Below are 15110 nucleotides of genomic sequence, written 5' to 3' on the forward strand. Positions count from 1 at the left end.
GTTATTTCGCGCCGTACAGCGCCATGACGTCCTTGCGGAACGCGGCGCCGCTGTCGGGGCGGCTGTAGAACATGTGGCCGCCCGGATAGTTGGACAGCGTCACGCGGCCGCCCGCCGTCGCCGGGATGGCGTCGACGATCAGGCGCGAGGCGAAGAACGGGCACGACAGGTCGTTGTAGCCGTGCACGATCAGCACCTTCAGCTTCGGGTCGACCGAGACGACCTTGCGCAGGTCGGTGACCGACTCGGTGTCCTGGCCGCGACCGCGATCCCACAGGCGGTTGACGCTGTTCGAAAGCGCTTCGTAGCGCGCCTCGGGCTTCCAACCGACGATGCGGGTGGTGAAGTCGACGATGGCGCTGGTCGTCGGCGCGATGATCGCGTCGAGGATCGGGTCGTTGACCTCCTGCTCCGGCGCGTTGGGGAAGGGGTCCAGCGAGGTGACGTTGCTGTCGTAGCGGCTGCCCAGGCGGCCCTTGTCACGGAACACCTCACGCAGGAACGACTGGGTCTCCAGGCGGCCGCCGGCCCGACGGACATAGTCCGGCGACAGGCCGGTCATGGCCGAGACCTTGGTCGTCAGGCGCTCCAGGGCGGCGGGGTCGGAACCCTTCATCAGGTCGACCATGTATTCGCCGCGCGTATAGTCCTCGACGGCCTTCATGTTGTCGGCCGACAGCTTGCCGTCGCGCTCCAGCTTGGCGGCGGCGATGGACGGCAAGGTCCACATGGCCGGCAGGGGCGAGACCTCCTGGCTGGCGCGGCCGGCGCTGGACAGCAGCGGCGAGACCAGCACGACGCCCTTCACGGCGACGCCGAGGTCCGTCTGCAGCTCATAGGCCAGGCGCGGGCCGCGGAAACCGCCGTAGCTTTCGCCGACCAGGTACTTGGGCGAGGCCAGGCGCTCGGTCTTGACCAGGTAGTCGAAGACGATGCGCGACAGGTAGTCGATGTCCTGCTTCACGCCATAGAAGCGCTTCTTGGTCTCCTCCTCGCTGACCAGCGAGCGCGAGAAGCCGGTGCCGACCGGGTCGATGAACACCATGTCGGTGAAGTCCAGCCAGCTGGACGGATTGTCTTCCAGCTTGGTGAAGGACGAGGGGCTGTCGCCTTCGGCGCCGAACTGCACGCGCTTGGGGCCCAGGGCGAAGTTCAGATAGACGCTGGCCGCGCCGGGGCCGCCGTTGAAGGCCACCGTGATCGGACGGTTCGGATCGCGCGGGCCGTTGACGATGTACGAGGTGTAGACCACCTCGGCGACCTTCTTGCCCTTTTCGTCACGCACCGGCAGCACGCCGACGGTCGCGGTGTAGTTGACGACCTTGCCGCCGATCGTCGCCGACTGCTGCACCGACTTGTCGGCCGGCAGCGGCGGCAGGTCGGACTTGGCCTCGGCGGCCGGCTTCTCGCCCCCGCCATTGGGGCCCTTTTCCTGCGCCAGGGCCGGGACGCCGCTCAGCGTCGCCGCGAAAATGAGAGCCGCAACGCTGGCCCGGATAAGCTGTTTCATTACTACCCCTCCAAAGAGGGTGAAATTGCTAAGCCAAGCGGGGAAGCTTCACAACCACATGCGGGCGTGATGCTGTACCCGCGACTGGGGGAGACGCCGATGAGCACGACCGACGCCACGACGGCCCGCAAGACGGCCGCGACGCGCCTGGCCATCGGCCTGGCCCAGGGCATCGCGCTGTTCCTGCTGCAGAAGGCCGACGAGTCCAAGGCCTGGCCGGCGACGCAGCCGATGCTCTACGCGCCGCTGCTGGTCTGCGCCCTGATGGTCCCGCTGCTGCCGCTGGCGGCGCTGTCGGCCATGCGGCGCGGGTCGCTGATCGCCTGGACCGCCGTCGCGGCCGCCCTGGCGGCGATCCTGGCCGTCCACGCCGCCTGGACCGGGGCCGAGCCCGACCGCCTGGGCGCGGGGCCGCTGTCGCCGCCGACCTTCATCGCCGTGGCGGCCCTGCTGTTCATCGCCCACCACCTGGTCCAGCCGGCCGATGCGGCCCGGAGGCCCGTCGCGCCCTATGCCGACTATTTCGACCTGGCCTTCACCAACCTGATCCGGCTGTTCCTGTCGCTGGCCTTCACCGGCGCGTTCTGGCTGCTGCTGTTCCTGGCCGGGGCGCTGTTCAAGCTGATCGGGATCGAGGCGATCCAGAAGCTGATCGGCGAGACCGCCTTCGCCTTCCCGGCCACCGGCCTGATGTTCGCCGTCGCCGTCCACACCGCCGTGCAGCTGACCGAGGCCCGCGCCGGCCTGGTGCGCGGCGTCCGCACCGTCGGCCTGACCCTGCTGGCCTGGCTGTCGCCGCTGATGGTGGTGATCGCCGGCGGCTTCCTGGCCACCCTGCCCTTCACGGGCCTGGCCCCGCTGTGGGGCACCAAGGCCGCCACCGCGCTGCTGCTGGCCGCCGCCGCCGCCCTGATCATCCTGGTCAACGCCGCCTATCAGGATGGCGTCGAGCCGCCGCACGCCGTGCCCCGCCTGGCCGCCCGCGCGGCGGGTCTGCTGCTGATCCCGATCGTCATCCTGGCCGCCTACGCCCTGTGGCTGCGGGTGGATCAGTACGGCCTGACGCCGGATCGGGTGTTCGCCAGCGCCTACCTCGTCGTCGCGATCGGCTTCACCATCGGCTACGCGCTCGCCGCCTTTAAGCCGGGCCCGTGGATGAAGCCGCTGGAGCCGACCAACCTGATCATGGCGGCGGTGTCGGTCCTGCTGCTGATCGCTCTGTTCACCCCGATCGCCGACCCGGCGCGGCTGTCGGTGAGCAGCCAGGTCAAGCGCCTGGAGGCGGGCAAGGTCACGGCGGAAAAGTTCGACTTCCAGTTCCTGCGCTTCGACAGCGGGCGCTATGGCCGCGATGCGCTGGAGCGGCTGAAGGTCAGCGCCCACAAAGGCGTGGCGCGACGAGCACGCGAAGCGATCGCCGCCAAGGACAAGGCTCCAGTCTTCGCTCGATCGGGTCCGGATCTATCGAAGGTGCCGGTCTATCCGGTCGGCAAGGCCTTGCCTGAGAGTTTCCTGAGCCAGAATCCAACGTCACATGACAGCGGCTCGGTCTGCGCCTTCGCGGAAACCAACTGCTCGATCCTTCTGCTGGACGTCGACGGGGACGGCCAGGACGAAGTAATGCTGACCACGGGCGCGACGTTCGATGTGATGAAGCTGAAGGACGGCCGCTGGCGCAGGATCGCGATGGCGACCCCTTCCTGCGGAAACGTCGATATCGGCGCTGCGCTGAAATCCGGCTCGGTGCGGATGGACGCGCCTACCCCGCGCCAGGACTTGATGGTCGGCGATCAACGCTTGCTGATGCGCCCCTCGGATGGCGACTGCACCACCACGGCGCCGCCGTTGACGGCCGGGATCGTCACCCTGGACAAGAAGTAGCCCTAGACCACGCCCGCGCTGATCGCGTTCAGCCGGGCATAGACCCCGCCGGCCGCGGTCAGCTCGGCATGGCGGCCTTCCTCGACGACACGACCCTTCTGGAACACCAGGATGCGGTCGGCGCCGCGCACGGTCGACAGACGGTGGGCGATGACGATCGTGGTCCGCCCCTCCATCAGCGCCTCGGCGGCTTCCTGGACCTGGCCTTCGGTCTCGACGTCCAGCGACGAGGTCGCTTCGTCCAGCACCAGGATCGGTGCGTCGGTCAGGAAGGCGCGGGCGATGGCCACGCGCTGGCGTTCGCCGCCCGACAGCTTGATGCCCCGCTCGCCGACCAGGGTGTCGTAGCCCTTGGGCAGGCGCAGGATGAAGTCGTGGGCGCGCGCCTTCCTGGCCGCCGCCTCGACCTCCTCGCGGGTCGCGCCGGGCTTGCCGTAGGCGATGTTCTCATAGAGCGAGCGGTGGAACAGGGCCGGGTCCTGCGGCACCACCGCGATGGCGCGGCGCAGGGACGCCTGGGTGACCTCCGAGACGTCCTGGCCGTCGATGACGATCGCCCCGTCCTGCAGGTCGTGCAGCCGCTGGACCAGCTTGACGAAGGTCGATTTGCCCGAGCCCGTCGGCCCGACCAGCGCCACCCGCTCGCCGGGCGAGATCTTCAGCGAGAAGTGGTCGTAAAGCGGCGCGCCGGCCGCCTTGTAGCGGAAGGTCACGTCCTTGAACTCGATCGAACCCGCGCGCCCCTTCTCGGTATTGGGCTGGAAGTCCGGCGCGCCGGGCGCGTCGGCGATCTGCGGGGCCAGGGTGGTCCAGGCCGCGACGTCCTCGGTGTCGTCGATGCCCTTCTGCAGCATGCGGATGTTCTCGCCCAGGTTCCGCAGGTAGCCGCTCATCAGCATGAAGGCGGTGATGGCGAAGGCGACGTCGCCAGGCGTGGCCGTGCCCTGTGCCCAGCCCCAGACCATCGAGCCGGTCAGGCCCGCTTGCAGCAGGACGAGCAGCAGGTTCTGGCCCAGCCACACGTCGGTGAAGCGGTTCCAGGTGACCATGACCGCGTCGCGCCAGGCGGCGGTGACCTGCGCCAGCCGCGCGGCCTCGCGCTGCTCGGCGCCGAAGCTTTTCACGGTCGGGTTCGAGGTCACCGCATCGGCCAAGGCCCCGCCGATCTGCGAGTCCAGGGCGTTGGAGCGCAGGTTGCTGGGACGGACGTAGCGCTCGGTGACCCACAGGTTCACCGACAGATAGGCCACCACCACGACCAGCGACACCGCGCCGGCCAGGGGCTGACGCAACAGCATGGCGATGGACAGCCCGACCAGCACGATGATCCCCGGCCCCAGCCAGATGGTCACCGCGTCGGTGACGCTGTCATAGCCCCACATGGCCCGGGTCAGCTTGCGCACCGTCGCGCCGGCGAAGCTGTCGGCGTGCCAGTCCGACGAGAAGGCCTGCACTTTCGCGAAACCCTCGTTGGTCATCTCCTCCATGTTCCGGGCCGCCAGCGGGATCCAGAACCGGTGGGCGATGTTGCGGATCACCGAGAAGGCCAGATAGACGCCGATGAACATCGCCAGCGCCTGCCAGGCGCCGACATCGCCGCGCGGCTTGCTGGTGACGGTGTCCACGAGGTGGCCCGAGGCGTAGGGCAAGGCCAGGTCGAAGGCGATCGCCACCAGGGTCAGGCCGACCCCGAAGCCGAACAGCACCGGCCGCCGCTTCCAGAACCGGGCCACGAAGCCCAGCACCTGGCGGTTCGACAGCGCGCGCTTGCGGGCGCCGATCTCGTCTTCATCCTCGAAAGCGTCGGTCATGGCGACGGGTAGATAGGGATTTTCGGCCCTCGCGTCAGCCCCGCTTCGAGCCCCCTTGGCGCCGCTTGCGCCCGCCGCCGAACGGCCGCCAGCGCAGGAACCAGCGGATCGCCGGCCCGACCACCGGCACGCGCAGCATCGGCCTCACGGCGTGGGGGCGGGTCTTCAGGAAGCACAGCACAGCGCCGATCCAGAACACCGTGGTCGGCATCCCCGGCGTGACGATGCCCACCGCCCCGGTCGCCAGCAGCGCGCCGCCCAGCCCGTCCAGCGCCCAGCGCTCGAAGCGGGTCAGCTTGCGGCGCGGCTTGCGGACGGGTTCTGAACTCATGCGGCGACGCTAGCGCGCCTGCGAGCGGGTCGCAAAGGCCCCATTGGCGTTTCTAGAAGGCTTCCGCCACCCCGCCGACACGACGCGGCGGACGGGTGTTCAGCCCCCGCCGGATCTTCGGCCCGAACTTGGTGGCCGAGGTCAGGCGCGCGACCATGCCGTGGTCGCCGGACAGGGCGAACAGCTTGCCGGCGGCGGTCCACAGACGGGTGGTCACCGGGTGCGGCAGGACGATCCCGGCCCCGACGCCGGCGATCAGCAGGCTCCAGCCGGAGAGACGAATGGCGGCGGTGGTCATGACGGTCGCTCCTGCGAATGGCTTGCAGGAAGACCTTGACTGCTCAGGCCCCACAAATCCAATTGATCGTTTTTCTCGACAGGATCGATCTTCCCTATAGGACGCCTTTCGCCTCGCGGGTTAAGCCTCGCCGCATGACCGCCACGACCATCCTCCCCGACGCCGTCGCCACCAACTGGGTCGACCGCCATGCGCCCGAGCGCCTGCGGCCATGGCTGAAGCTGGGCCGGTTCGACCGGCCGGCGGGGATCTGGCTGCTGATGCTGCCCGGCTGGCAAGGCATAGCTCTCGCCGCCGCCGAGCAGGGCCGCTGGCCCAATCCGCTGCTGCTGCTGGCGGTGTTCGTCGGCGCGGCCCTGATGCGGGCGGCCGGCTGCGCGTTCAACGACATCGTCGACCGCGACTTCGACGCCCAGGTCGCGCGCACCGCCATGCGCCCGATCCCGGCCGGGCTGATCACCGTCAAGCAGGCCTGGCTGTTCCTGGTCGTCTGCAGCCTGGTCAGCCTGCTGATCCTGCTGTGCCTGGGCTGGATGGCGATCGGGCTGGGCGTGCTGTCGCTGGGCCTGGTGGCCGGCTATCCGTTCATGAAGCGGATCACCTGGTGGCCGCAGGCGTGGCTGGGCCTGACCTTCAACTGGGGCGCCCTGCTGGGCTACGCCGCCGCCACGGGTCACCTGTCGTGGTCGGCCGCCCTGCTCTACGCGGCGGGGATTTTCTGGACCCTGGGCTACGACACGATCTACGCGATCCAGGACATCGAGGACGACGCCCTGGCCGGCATCAAGTCCTCGACCCGCCGCCTGGGCGACCACGTCCAGATCGGCGTGGCGGGGTTCTATCTGGCCAGCTTCGCCTGCGTGGTCGCGGCCGGCTGGGTCGGCAATATCGGGCCGCTGTTCCTGCCGCTGGCGGCGTTCTTCGCCCTGCACCTGTCGCGCCAGGCGGCCGCCGTCCGCATCGACGACGGCCCCGGCGCGCTGAAGCTCTTCAAGTCCAACGCCATCGCCGGACTGATCGTCTTCGCGGGGCTGGTGGCGGGGCTGTGGAAGCCGGGCGTGCGCTTCTAGAACGGACCCTGGCTGTAGACGCGGTCCATCACCGTGTTCAACTGGCGGATGCGATTGTCGTAGCTGCGCGTCAGGCACGCTTGGTTGCCACCGCAGTTCTTACGCGCCTGTAGCCATGCGCGCTGGTCATCCATGATCGCGCCGCGACCGCCCATCGGCACCAGGTGACGGGTGATGCCGTACAGCTGGTCCATCCGCACATCCTGGTCGTTGAGGTCCCGGTTGGCGCAGATCGCCTTCTCGTCCGAGCTCCGGGCCTTGCGGCAGTCGAAGCTGGCGGCGGCGGCCGGCATCGCGGCAGCGGCGCAGACGGCGGTCAGAACGAGAGCGGGGATCAGTCGGCGCATGGGCGGCCTCCAAATGTGACGTCGGGTCATCCTGTCAGCCCTAAGCTGAATGTGCGATGATCGTTCCATGGCCGTAGCCCCCCGCGTCAAACCGCAGGACCTGTTCACGCCCGACGAGTGGACGAAGATTTCCGCCCGCTCGTCCTGGCGCGGCATTGCGATGGTGGCCCACGCCTGGGCGGTGATCATCGCCGCCGGGGCGCTGTTCGTCGTCTTCCCGAACCCGCTGACCTATCTCCTCGCTGTTATGCTAATCGGCGCGCGGCAGCTGGGCCTGGCGATCCTGATGCACGAGGCCGCGCACGGGGGCTTGCATCCGAACCTCAAGGTCAATGACTGGATCGGCGAATGGCTGTGCGCCGCCCCGACGGGCGCGTCGCTGGCCAGCTATCGGCCCTATCACCTGACCCACCACAAATACGCCCAGCAGGCCGAGGACCCGGACCTGGTCCTGTCGGCGCCGTTCCCGACCACGCGGGCTTCGCTGCGACGGAAGATCATCCGAGACCTGACCGGGCAGACCTTCTTCAAGCAGCGCTTCGGGCCGCTGCTGGGCAAGATGAAGGGCTCGAAGTCCATTGGGCAGCCGAAAGGCGCGATCTTCGTCGGCGAAATCGCGCGGCAGAAGCCGTTCCTGCTGTGGAACCTGGGCATCCTGGTCGTGCTGTCGGCGCTGGGCCTGTGGTGGGCTTGGCTGGCGCTGTGGATCGTGCCGATGGCGACCTGGTTCCCGCTGGTCACCCGCCTGCGCAACATCGCCGAGCACGCCCTGGTCGCCCGCGACGAGCCCGACCCGTTCCGCCACGCCCGCACGACGAACGCCAACTGGATCGAGCGCGCCCTGATCGCGCCCTACCACGTCAATTTCCACGCCGAGCACCACATGTTCATGCACACCCCGTGCTGGAACCTGCCGATGGCCCACCGGCTGCTGGAGCAGAAGGGCCTGACGTCCGGCATGCTGACCGCGCCGGGCTATCTGACCGTGCTGAAGGCCGCGTCGAGCAAACCGGTCGCCGCCTGACGAGCCGCGTGGTCTAAGGCGGCCATGATCGTCCAGACCCTCGAAGGCCGCCGGGCCTTCATCCGCGACAACACGCGCTTCCAGCCGACGCCGCACGCGCCGGAACTGTCGCTGCATCTGGCAGACGAGATCACGCCGATCTGGAAACTGACCGAGGAAGCGCTGGAGGCCATCGGCCTGCCGCCGCCGTTCTGGGCCTTCGCCTGGGCCGGCGGCCAGGCCCTGGCGCGCTACATCCTCGACAACCCGCAGACCGTCGCCGGCAAGCGGGTGATCGACTTCGCCACCGGCTCGGGCATCGTCGCCATCGCGGCCATGAAGGCCGGCGCGGCCAGCGTACTGGCGGCCGACATCGACGTGTTCTGCGAGGCCGCCGTCGGCCTGAACGCCGAGGCCAACGGCGTTGAGGTCGCCTTCACCGACATCAACCTGCTGGACGCCCCGCCGCCCAGCGCCGACGTCCTGCTGGCCGGCGACATCTGCTACGAGAAGCCCATGGCCGAGGCGGTGATGGACTGGCTGCGGCAGGGTCGGGCCGCCGGCGCCAGCGTGTTCATCGGCGATCCGGGCCGCACCTATTTCCGCAAGGACGACCTGGTGAAGCTGGCCGAATACCAGGTCGAGACCACCCGCGAGCTCGAGGATTTCGCCGTCAAGCGCACGAGCGTCTGGACTCTGCCGTGAGCGCCAACTAGAACATTTGCAGAACATAGTTATCGGAGACCGCCATGCGCGAGGACGGCAAGATCGACTACATCGAGTGGCCGGGCGGCGACCTGCCGGCGACCAAGAGCTTCTATTCGGCCGCCTTCGGCTGGAGCTTCGTCGATTACGGTCCCGACTACGTCGCCTTCGAAGGCCAGGGCGCGGACGGCGGTTTCACCAAGCCGCAGGAGGGCGCGACCGACCGCCCGCTGGTCATCCTCTACGCCAATGACCTGGAAGCCATGCTGGACAAGGTGACCAAGGCCGGCGGCGTCATCACCGCCCCGATCTTCAGCTTCCCCGGCGGCCGCCGCTTCCACTTCACCGACCCGTCGGGCAACGAGCTGGGCGTCTGGAGCGCGACGGGGGTCGAATAGGACCCCATCAAACCGTCACACACCGTCGGCAACCTCCGCCTCCTGACGATTGAGCCAATTCGGACGGGGCGGATGGGCGACAGGAGCTGCGGCGGCTGTGGCATGTGCTGCAAGCTGATGGGCGTGGAGGCTTTGCAGAAGCCGCCGCACGCCTGGTGCGACCATTTCAAGAAGGGCGCGGGCTGCGCGATCTACATCGAGCGCCCGACCGCCTGCGCCGACTTCGCCTGCTACTGGCTGAAGAGCGAAGGCCTGGGCGAAGACTGGCGGCCCGACCGGGCGCGCTTCATCCTGCACCGTGAAGACCAGGGCCGGCGGATGGTGGTCGAGGTCGATCCGGCCAGCCCCGAGGCCTGGCGCAAGGCGCCCTACCACGCCACCCTGCGAGCCTGGGCCGCGCGGGGCGCCGCCGACGGCCTGACCCTGAACGTGCTGGTCGGCCAGCGCGGCTATGAAATCCTGCCCGATCGCGACATCGACCTTGGCCTGGTCCGGACCTTCGCCGCATGACCGAGACAGCGCTCTACGCCCAGGCCGCGCCCGGCAAGACCTGCGGGTCGTGCGGCCTGTGCTGCAAGGTGCTGGCCATCGAGGCCCTGGACAAGGCCGACGGCGTCTGGTGCTCCCACTTCCGGAAGGGCGGCGGCTGCGGGAACTACGAACTGCGCCCCACGGCCTGTCGGGGCTTCATGTGCCTGTGGATCACGTCCGAGAAGCTGGGCGACGCCTGGCGGCCCGACAAGGCCGGCTTCGTGATGTACACCGACCGCGACGGCAAGCGCCTGAACGTGGTGGTCGACGCCGGCAAGCCGGCCAGTTGGCGACGCGAGCCGTACTATTCCTACATCAAGAACATGTCGCGCCGGGCCCTGGACGGCTACGAGCTGGTGATCTGCATCGGCGACCGCCGCATCGTGGTGTTCCCGACCGAGGAGATCGACCTGGGCGTCCTGGCGCCCGACCGCAAGCTGGTCAGCGGCTATGCCGAGCGCGACGGCGGCCTGGTGCCGTTCGCCATGGTGTTGGCCGACGCGGACTAGAAGCCGCCCCCCCGTGTCATCCCGGAAAGTCCGCAGGGCTTGTCCGGGACCCAGGCGCCAAGCCCAGTGCGGTTGCCCCTGGGTCCCGGCTCTCCGCTGCGCTGCGGCCGGGATGACCAGAATTAGGTGCGTTGGAAGTTTGGCCTGAACGCCCGCGGCTTCCACCCGAAGTCGCGCATCGCCGCCGAGCTGTCGAAGGTCAGGTCCTGGCCCATTCGCGCGCCCATGGCCACGGTCGCGCCGGGATAGAACGGCTTGGCCAGGCGCATGATCAGGCCAAACAGCCAGGTCGGCATCGCCAGGCTGCGCGGAGCCTTGCCTAGCCCCTCGAACACCCGGTCGACCATGACCCGGTAGGTCACGGTCTCGCCGCCGACCAGGTCGTAGGCCTGATTGCGGGTGGCCGGCGCATGAGCCGCCGCCAGCGCCCCGGCGGCGAGATCGGCGGCATGGACCGGCTGGCGCAGGCCCTCGCCAGCGCCCGACAGCGGCATGACGTGGAAGCGGCGGATCAGGCGGGCGATGCGGCTGACGTTCTCGTCGTGGCCCTCGTCATAGATCAGGGTCGGCCGCAGGATGGTCCAAGCGACGCCGTGCTCGGCGCACCAGCGCTCGACGGCGTCCTCGGCGGTCGCCAGCTCCAGCGCCACGGCCCGCTCGCCGGCGTCCGGGGAGTCGGTCTTGGTGAAGCGGCTGGTCGAGGAGAAGGCGATCAGCCGCTCCATGCCCCGGGCCTTCAAGCTCGGCAGCACCGACGGCAGCAGCCAGATCGGCGACAGCGAGAACACGGTCGCGGCCACCGGCAGGCGCTCGTCAAGGTCGGCGTCCTTCAGGTCGCCGCCGATCCAGCAGGTCTCCTCGGTCGGCGGCCGGCGACTGAACGCCGTCGGGTCTAGGTCCTCGGCCTTGAGCAGGGCCAGCAGGTGGCCGCCGATCAGGCTGGTCGCGCCCAGCACGAGAACCGGCGTCTTCAGGGTGTTCTCAGCGTCCATAGCCAACATATAGTCGTGCTTACGGGAGGTTGCCCATGACTTACGAAGACGTGAGAAGCTTCGCCTTTCGCCTGCCCGGCGTCGAGGACGGGACCGCCTACGGCCGGCCCTGCCTGAAGGCGCACGGCAAGTTCCTGACCCGCCTGTTCGAGGACGGCGAGAGCCTGGTCTGCCCGGCCGTGCCGTTCGACGAGCGCGAGATGCTGATCGAGGCCGAGCCGGACGTCTTCCACTTCACCGATCACTTCCGGAACTATCCCTACGTCCTGGTCCGCCTGCCCCACGCCCACCCCGGCACGGTCGAGCGGCTCGTCACTCGTCAGTGGCGCGCGACCGCGCCGAAGAAGATCCTGAAAGCCTGGGACGAGACACACGCATGAAAGCTTGGCGCATCCTGATCGCCGCCCTCGCCTGCCTGGGCCCCGCCCTGCAATACGGCCTGATGGTCTACGACGAGACCCTGGTCTCGGCCGCCGTGAAGTCGGTCGAGTTCTTCAGCTACTTCACGATCCTGTCGAACATGCTGGCGGCCGCCGCGCTCACCGCGCCGCTGGTCGCGCCCGCCAGCCGGTTCGCCATCTGGGCCGAGCAGAGCGGCCCGCGCGCCTCGATCGCCACCTATCTGACCATCACCGCCGTGGTCTACCACACCCTGCTGGCCTGGCAGTGGAACCCGCAAGGCCTGCGCTATGTCTCCAACGCCATCCTGCACACGGTCACGCCGCTGGCCTATCTGGCCGACGTCGCCCTGCGCGGCGGCCAGGGCCCGGCGCGGTGGATCGCGGCGGCCAAGGCCATGGCCTTCCCGGCCCTGTTCGGCGCCTGGACCCTGGTCCACGGCGCGCTGTCAGGCTTCTATCCGTACCCGTTCATGAACGTCGCCAAGCGCGGCTATCCCGCCGTGATCCTGACCATGGTCGAGATGAGCCTGGCCTTTGCCGTGGTCGCCGTGGTCTTCGTGTGGCTCTTACGCGTTCGCACCAAGGTGGCGCTGGCTAGGCCCACCCCCATATCCGCCTGATCGCTATTTCCGGAGTCCCCATGTCCAAGCTCGTTCCCGCCATCCGCTCGGGCGACGTCCTGATGCCCGCCCTCGGTTTCGGCACCTGGCAGCTGGAGAACGGCACGGCCGTCCCGCTGGTCGAGAAGGCGCTGGAGGTCGGCTACCGCCACATCGACACCGCCCAGATCTACGGCAACGAGCGCGACGTCGGCGCCGCCATCAAGAACAGCGCCGTCAAGCGCGACGAGATCTTCCTGACCACCAAGGTCTGGATCGACCAGTTCCACGACGGCGACCTGCAGCGCTCGGCCGAGAAGAGCCTGGAGAAGCTGGGCGTCGACCATGTCGACCTGCTCCTCCTGCACTGGCCCAAGCCCGACGTGCCGCTGGCGCAGACCCTGAAGGCCTTGAACGAGGTCCAGGCCAAGGGCCTGACCCGCGCCATCGGCCTCTCCAACTTTCCCTCGACCCTGCTGGCCGAGGCCGCCGAACTGTCGGACGCCCCGATCGCCAACGACCAGGTCGAGTATCACCCCTACCTGTCGCTGAAGACCCTGAAGGCCAAGGCCGACGCGCTCGGGACCTCGATCACCGCCTGGTCGCCGCTGGCCCAGGGCAAGGTCGCCGACGACGCGACCCTGGTCGAGATCGGCCGCGCCCACGGCAAGACCCCGGGCCAGGTCACCCTCCGCTGGATCATCCAGCAGGGGATCATCGCCATCCCGCGCACCAAGAACCCGGAGCGTATCGAGGAGAACTTCGACATCCTCGACTTCGAGCTGTCGGCCGACGAGATGGCCCAGATCCACGCCCTGGCGCGTCCGGACGGCCGCCTGGGCGACTGGCTGGACAAGAAGTACGCCTGGGACGCGGAATAGGACGACCTCAGCTCCGGCCGGCGATCGCCACGGCGTCCTCGCCGGCCGGGGTGATGATCGGGCAGGCGGGATCGGTCGCCGCCCGCCACACCGCCTCGGCCACGTCGCGCGAGTGGGTGACCTCGGTCGACTGCGCCCAGCCGGCGAAGACGCTCTGGGCCAGCTCGGCATAGGCCTCGTGGAAGCCGTTCGGGAGGCGCGAGCGGGCGTTCTCGCCGAAGGCGGTTTCCGGCGCTCGGCCTGGCAGCACGACCCGCACCCGGATGCCGAACGGCTCCAGCTCCAAAGCCAGCGAGGTCGAGAAGGCGTTCACCGCCGCCTTGCTGCCCGTATAGACCGACAGCAGGTGCAGCGGCTTCTGGGTGACGCTGGACGAGACGTTGACGATCACGCCAGCGCGACGGGCGCGGAACTGCGGCAGCACCGCCTGGGTCATGGCGATGACGCCCAGGGTGTTGGTCTCGAACACCGAGCGGGCGTCCTCCATCGACACGCCTTCCAAGGCGTTCAGCAGGCCGATGCCGGCGTTGTTGACCAGCACGTCGATCGGACCAGCCGCCTCGACGGCTTGGCGGATGCTGTCGGCGTCGGTGACGTCCAGCGCCAGCACCTTCAGGCGATCGGAGGCCGGCAGCAGGTCGGCGCGCGGCGTGCGCATGGTGGCCACGACGTTCCAGCCGCGCTCCAGAAAGTCGCGGGCGATCTCCAGGCCGAAGCCGGACGAGCAGCCGGTGATGAGGACGGTTTGCATGGGAAGGCTCCTGCCTGTCGTTTGCGATGACCGGTAGCTAGGCGTCCGCATCCGGACCCGCTACGATCGAAAGTCCACATAACATCAGCGAAAGTCCGGATGTGACCGACCCGCTCGCCATCGACCCCTTGGCCGAGGTGGTGACCCTGCTGAAACCCGGCGCGCCGTTCGCCAAGGTGGTCGGGGCCGCCGGCCGCTGGCGGGTGCGCCGCGAGGACACCGGCCGCCCCTCCTACCGCGTCGTGCTGGAGGGCAGCTGCGAGCTGACACTGGACGGCGAGGCGCCCATCCTGCTGCAGGCCGGCGACTTCGTGCTGATCCCGGCCACCTATCACCACACCACCACCAGCCTGGAACCGCCGCCGGCCGGCGCGCATGACGCCTGGCCCGAGATCCAGCCCGACGGGACGTTCAAGATCGGGGACGGCCCGCCGACCGTGCGGATGCTGATCGGCTATTGCGAGTTCGGCTCGCCCGACGCGGCCCTCCTGGTGTCGCTTCTGCCCAAGCTGATCCTGATCCGGGGTGAGGCGCGGCTGGCGATGCTGGTGCAGTTGGTCGGCGACGAGGCCCGCACCCGGCGTCCGGCGCGGGACCTGGTCGTCCAGCGCCTGCTGGAGGTGCTGCTGATCGAGGCCCTGCGCTCGACCAGCGCGGCCGGCCCCGCGACAGGCCTGGTGCGCGGCCTCGCCGACGACCGGCTGGCCATCGCCCTGCGCCTGATGCACCAGGATCCAGCCCGGCCGTGGTCGGTCGTCGAGCTGGCCCGGCGCACGGCCCTGTCGCGTTCAGTCTTCTTCGATCGGTTCAAGCGCGCCGTCGGCGTCACGCCGATGGACTACCTGCTCACGTGGCGCATGGCCCTGGCCAAGGACCTGCTGCGCGGCGGGGACCTGTCCCTGGCCCAGATCGCCCAGCGCGTCGGCTATGGCTCGGCCGGCGCCTTCAGCATGGCGTTCTCGCGCCATACCGGCGTGTCTCCCGGCCGCTACGCCCGAACGCCGCCTTCGCCGGCGCCCGAACCAGACGCGACAGGGTCGCCGATGATGCCGAATTAGTCGAGATCGGCGACGCCCTGGCGCGTCCGGCCGG

The 15110-nt window shown here is 69.1% G+C and carries 18 protein-coding genes and 1 pseudogene; 11 read left to right on the plus strand and 8 right to left on the minus strand.

Going from position 1 to position 15110, the window contains the following annotated elements; genetic code table 11:
- Position 1: 1 nt before the first annotated feature.
- A complete protein-coding gene (locus tag AC07YH_RS11610; RefSeq protein WP_494747149.1) occupies positions 2–1510 on the minus strand; it encodes a S10 family peptidase in 1509 nt (502 codons plus the stop codon).
- Between the two features lie 99 nt (positions 1511–1609).
- Between AC07YH_RS11610 and AC07YH_RS11615 the strand changes: the two genes are divergently transcribed.
- Positions 1610–3391 (plus strand): DUF4153 domain-containing protein, encoded by a 1782-nt coding sequence (locus AC07YH_RS11615; RefSeq protein WP_494747150.1) that lies wholly within the window; start codon positions 1610–1612, stop codon positions 3389–3391.
- A gap of 2 nt (positions 3392–3393) precedes the next feature.
- On the opposite strand, the gene AC07YH_RS11620 is transcribed toward AC07YH_RS11615, so the two are convergent.
- From AC07YH_RS11620 to AC07YH_RS11630, 3 genes are read right to left on the minus strand one after another with little or no spacing between them, the layout of a single operon-like run.
- A complete protein-coding gene (locus AC07YH_RS11620; RefSeq protein ID WP_494747151.1) occupies positions 3394–5202 on the minus strand; it encodes an ABC transporter ATP-binding protein in 1809 nt (602 codons plus the stop codon).
- A gap of 34 nt (positions 5203–5236) precedes the next feature.
- Entirely contained in the window at positions 5237–5533 is a 297-nt protein-coding gene (locus AC07YH_RS11625) for a DUF454 family protein (protein WP_494747152.1), read from the minus strand.
- 52 nt (positions 5534–5585) lie between these two features.
- The gene (locus AC07YH_RS11630) at positions 5586–5831 is read right to left on the minus strand and encodes a hypothetical protein (RefSeq protein WP_494623115.1); all 246 of its coding nucleotides are present in this window, start codon (positions 5829–5831) and stop codon (positions 5586–5588) included.
- 134 nt (positions 5832–5965) lie between these two features.
- Between AC07YH_RS11630 and ubiA the strand changes: the two genes are divergently transcribed.
- Positions 5966–6901, plus strand: a complete 936-nt coding sequence (ubiA, locus tag AC07YH_RS11635; RefSeq protein WP_494747153.1) for a 4-hydroxybenzoate octaprenyltransferase — start codon at positions 5966–5968, stop codon at positions 6899–6901.
- Here ubiA and AC07YH_RS11640 read toward each other — a convergent pair.
- Positions 6898–7248: a lysozyme inhibitor LprI family protein gene (locus AC07YH_RS11640; protein WP_494747154.1), complete on the minus strand. Its 351-nt coding sequence runs from the start codon at positions 7246–7248 to the stop codon at positions 6898–6900. The two genes, ubiA and AC07YH_RS11640, sit on opposite strands and share 4 nt — an antisense overlap.
- Before the next feature lie 67 nt (positions 7249–7315).
- Here AC07YH_RS11640 and AC07YH_RS11645 point away from each other — a divergent pair, with 67 nt between their 5' ends.
- The 5 genes from AC07YH_RS11645 (at position 7316) to AC07YH_RS11665 (ending at position 10394) form a co-directional block, all read left to right on the plus strand.
- On the plus strand, positions 7316–8272 hold the full coding sequence (locus AC07YH_RS11645) for a fatty acid desaturase family protein (RefSeq protein ID WP_494747155.1): 957 nt from the start codon (positions 7316–7318) through the stop codon (positions 8270–8272).
- 24 nt (positions 8273–8296) lie between these two features.
- Positions 8297–8956, plus strand: coding sequence for a class I SAM-dependent methyltransferase (locus AC07YH_RS11650; protein ID WP_494747156.1), 660 nt, complete (start codon positions 8297–8299; stop codon positions 8954–8956).
- Positions 8957–9000: 44 nt separating this feature from the next.
- A complete protein-coding gene (locus tag AC07YH_RS11655) occupies positions 9001–9354 on the plus strand; it encodes a VOC family protein (protein ID WP_454713766.1) in 354 nt (117 codons plus the stop codon).
- 72 nt (positions 9355–9426) lie between these two features.
- Positions 9427–9864: a YkgJ family cysteine cluster protein gene (locus AC07YH_RS11660; protein WP_494747157.1), complete on the plus strand. Its 438-nt coding sequence runs from the start codon at positions 9427–9429 to the stop codon at positions 9862–9864.
- A complete protein-coding gene (locus AC07YH_RS11665; RefSeq protein ID WP_494747158.1) occupies positions 9861–10394 on the plus strand; it encodes a CxxCxxCC domain-containing protein in 534 nt (177 codons plus the stop codon). The genes AC07YH_RS11660 and AC07YH_RS11665 overlap by 4 nt, the downstream gene beginning before the upstream one ends.
- A gap of 12 nt (positions 10395–10406) precedes the next feature.
- Here AC07YH_RS11665 and AC07YH_RS11670 read toward each other — a convergent pair.
- Together AC07YH_RS11670 and AC07YH_RS11675 are read right to left on the minus strand one after the other, a co-directional pair.
- A pseudogene (locus tag AC07YH_RS11670) lies at positions 10407–10509 on the minus strand (hypothetical protein); the annotation flags it as partial.
- A 7-nt stretch (positions 10510–10516) separates the two neighbouring features.
- Positions 10517–11386 carry an NAD-dependent epimerase/dehydratase family protein gene (locus tag AC07YH_RS11675; protein ID WP_494747273.1) on the minus strand — a complete coding sequence of 290 codons (870 nt, stop codon included), beginning with the start codon at positions 11384–11386 and terminating at the stop codon, positions 10517–10519.
- A gap of 29 nt (positions 11387–11415) precedes the next feature.
- Here AC07YH_RS11675 and AC07YH_RS11680 point away from each other — a divergent pair, with 29 nt between their 5' ends.
- The 3 genes from AC07YH_RS11680 to AC07YH_RS11690 are packed head-to-tail and all read left to right on the plus strand — an operon-like array spanning position 11416 to position 13267.
- Positions 11416–11766 carry an MmcQ/YjbR family DNA-binding protein gene (locus AC07YH_RS11680; RefSeq protein WP_494747159.1) on the plus strand — a complete coding sequence of 117 codons (351 nt, stop codon included), beginning with the start codon at positions 11416–11418 and terminating at the stop codon, positions 11764–11766.
- Positions 11763–12407, plus strand: a complete 645-nt coding sequence (locus tag AC07YH_RS11685; protein ID WP_494747160.1) for a Pr6Pr family membrane protein — start codon at positions 11763–11765, stop codon at positions 12405–12407. The genes AC07YH_RS11680 and AC07YH_RS11685 overlap by 4 nt, the downstream gene beginning before the upstream one ends.
- A gap of 20 nt (positions 12408–12427) precedes the next feature.
- A complete protein-coding gene (locus tag AC07YH_RS11690) occupies positions 12428–13267 on the plus strand; it encodes an aldo/keto reductase (protein WP_494747161.1) in 840 nt (279 codons plus the stop codon).
- A 7-nt stretch (positions 13268–13274) separates the two neighbouring features.
- Here the strand turns inward: AC07YH_RS11690 and AC07YH_RS11695 are convergent, their stop codons facing one another.
- Complete coding sequence (locus AC07YH_RS11695; protein ID WP_494747162.1) at positions 13275–14018, minus strand: SDR family oxidoreductase; 744 nt, start codon at positions 14016–14018, stop codon at positions 13275–13277.
- 101 nt (positions 14019–14119) lie between these two features.
- Here AC07YH_RS11695 and AC07YH_RS11700 point away from each other — a divergent pair, with 101 nt between their 5' ends.
- Positions 14120–15076, plus strand: a complete 957-nt coding sequence (locus AC07YH_RS11700; RefSeq protein ID WP_494747163.1) for an AraC family transcriptional regulator — start codon at positions 14120–14122, stop codon at positions 15074–15076.
- Positions 15077–15110 lie beyond the last annotated feature (34 nt).

It is taken from the genome of Caulobacter sp. GW456-12-1-14-TSB4, from assembly GCF_059424195.1.

Excerpts from the sequence above, each read along its gene's own strand:
- AC07YH_RS11610 (WP_494747149.1), bottom strand. The coding sequence starts at position 1,510 with ATGAAACAGCTTATCCGGGCCAGCGTTGCGGCTCTCATTTTCGCGGCG.
- AC07YH_RS11615 (WP_494747150.1), top strand. The coding sequence starts at position 1,610 with ATGAGCACGACCGACGCCACGACGGCCCGCAAGACGGCCGCGACGCGC.
- AC07YH_RS11620 (WP_494747151.1), bottom strand. The coding sequence starts at position 5,202 with ATGACCGACGCTTTCGAGGATGAAGACGAGATCGGCGCCCGCAAGCGC.
- AC07YH_RS11625 (WP_494747152.1), bottom strand. The coding sequence starts at position 5,533 with ATGAGTTCAGAACCCGTCCGCAAGCCGCGCCGCAAGCTGACCCGCTTC.
- AC07YH_RS11630 (WP_494623115.1), bottom strand. The coding sequence starts at position 5,831 with ATGACCACCGCCGCCATTCGTCTCTCCGGCTGGAGCCTGCTGATCGCC.
- ubiA (WP_494747153.1), top strand. The coding sequence starts at position 5,966 with ATGACCGCCACGACCATCCTCCCCGACGCCGTCGCCACCAACTGGGTC.
- AC07YH_RS11640 (WP_494747154.1), bottom strand. The coding sequence starts at position 7,248 with ATGCGCCGACTGATCCCCGCTCTCGTTCTGACCGCCGTCTGCGCCGCT.
- AC07YH_RS11645 (WP_494747155.1), top strand. The coding sequence starts at position 7,316 with ATGGCCGTAGCCCCCCGCGTCAAACCGCAGGACCTGTTCACGCCCGAC.
- AC07YH_RS11650 (WP_494747156.1), top strand. The coding sequence starts at position 8,297 with ATGATCGTCCAGACCCTCGAAGGCCGCCGGGCCTTCATCCGCGACAAC.
- AC07YH_RS11655 (WP_454713766.1), top strand. The coding sequence starts at position 9,001 with ATGCGCGAGGACGGCAAGATCGACTACATCGAGTGGCCGGGCGGCGAC.
- AC07YH_RS11660 (WP_494747157.1), top strand. The coding sequence starts at position 9,427 with ATGGGCGACAGGAGCTGCGGCGGCTGTGGCATGTGCTGCAAGCTGATG.
- AC07YH_RS11665 (WP_494747158.1), top strand. The coding sequence starts at position 9,861 with ATGACCGAGACAGCGCTCTACGCCCAGGCCGCGCCCGGCAAGACCTGC.
- AC07YH_RS11675 (WP_494747273.1), bottom strand. The coding sequence starts at position 11,386 with ATGGACGCTGAGAACACCCTGAAGACGCCGGTTCTCGTGCTGGGCGCG.
- AC07YH_RS11685 (WP_494747160.1), top strand. The coding sequence starts at position 11,763 with ATGAAAGCTTGGCGCATCCTGATCGCCGCCCTCGCCTGCCTGGGCCCC.
- AC07YH_RS11690 (WP_494747161.1), top strand. The coding sequence starts at position 12,428 with ATGTCCAAGCTCGTTCCCGCCATCCGCTCGGGCGACGTCCTGATGCCC.
- AC07YH_RS11695 (WP_494747162.1), bottom strand. The coding sequence starts at position 14,018 with ATGCAAACCGTCCTCATCACCGGCTGCTCGTCCGGCTTCGGCCTGGAG.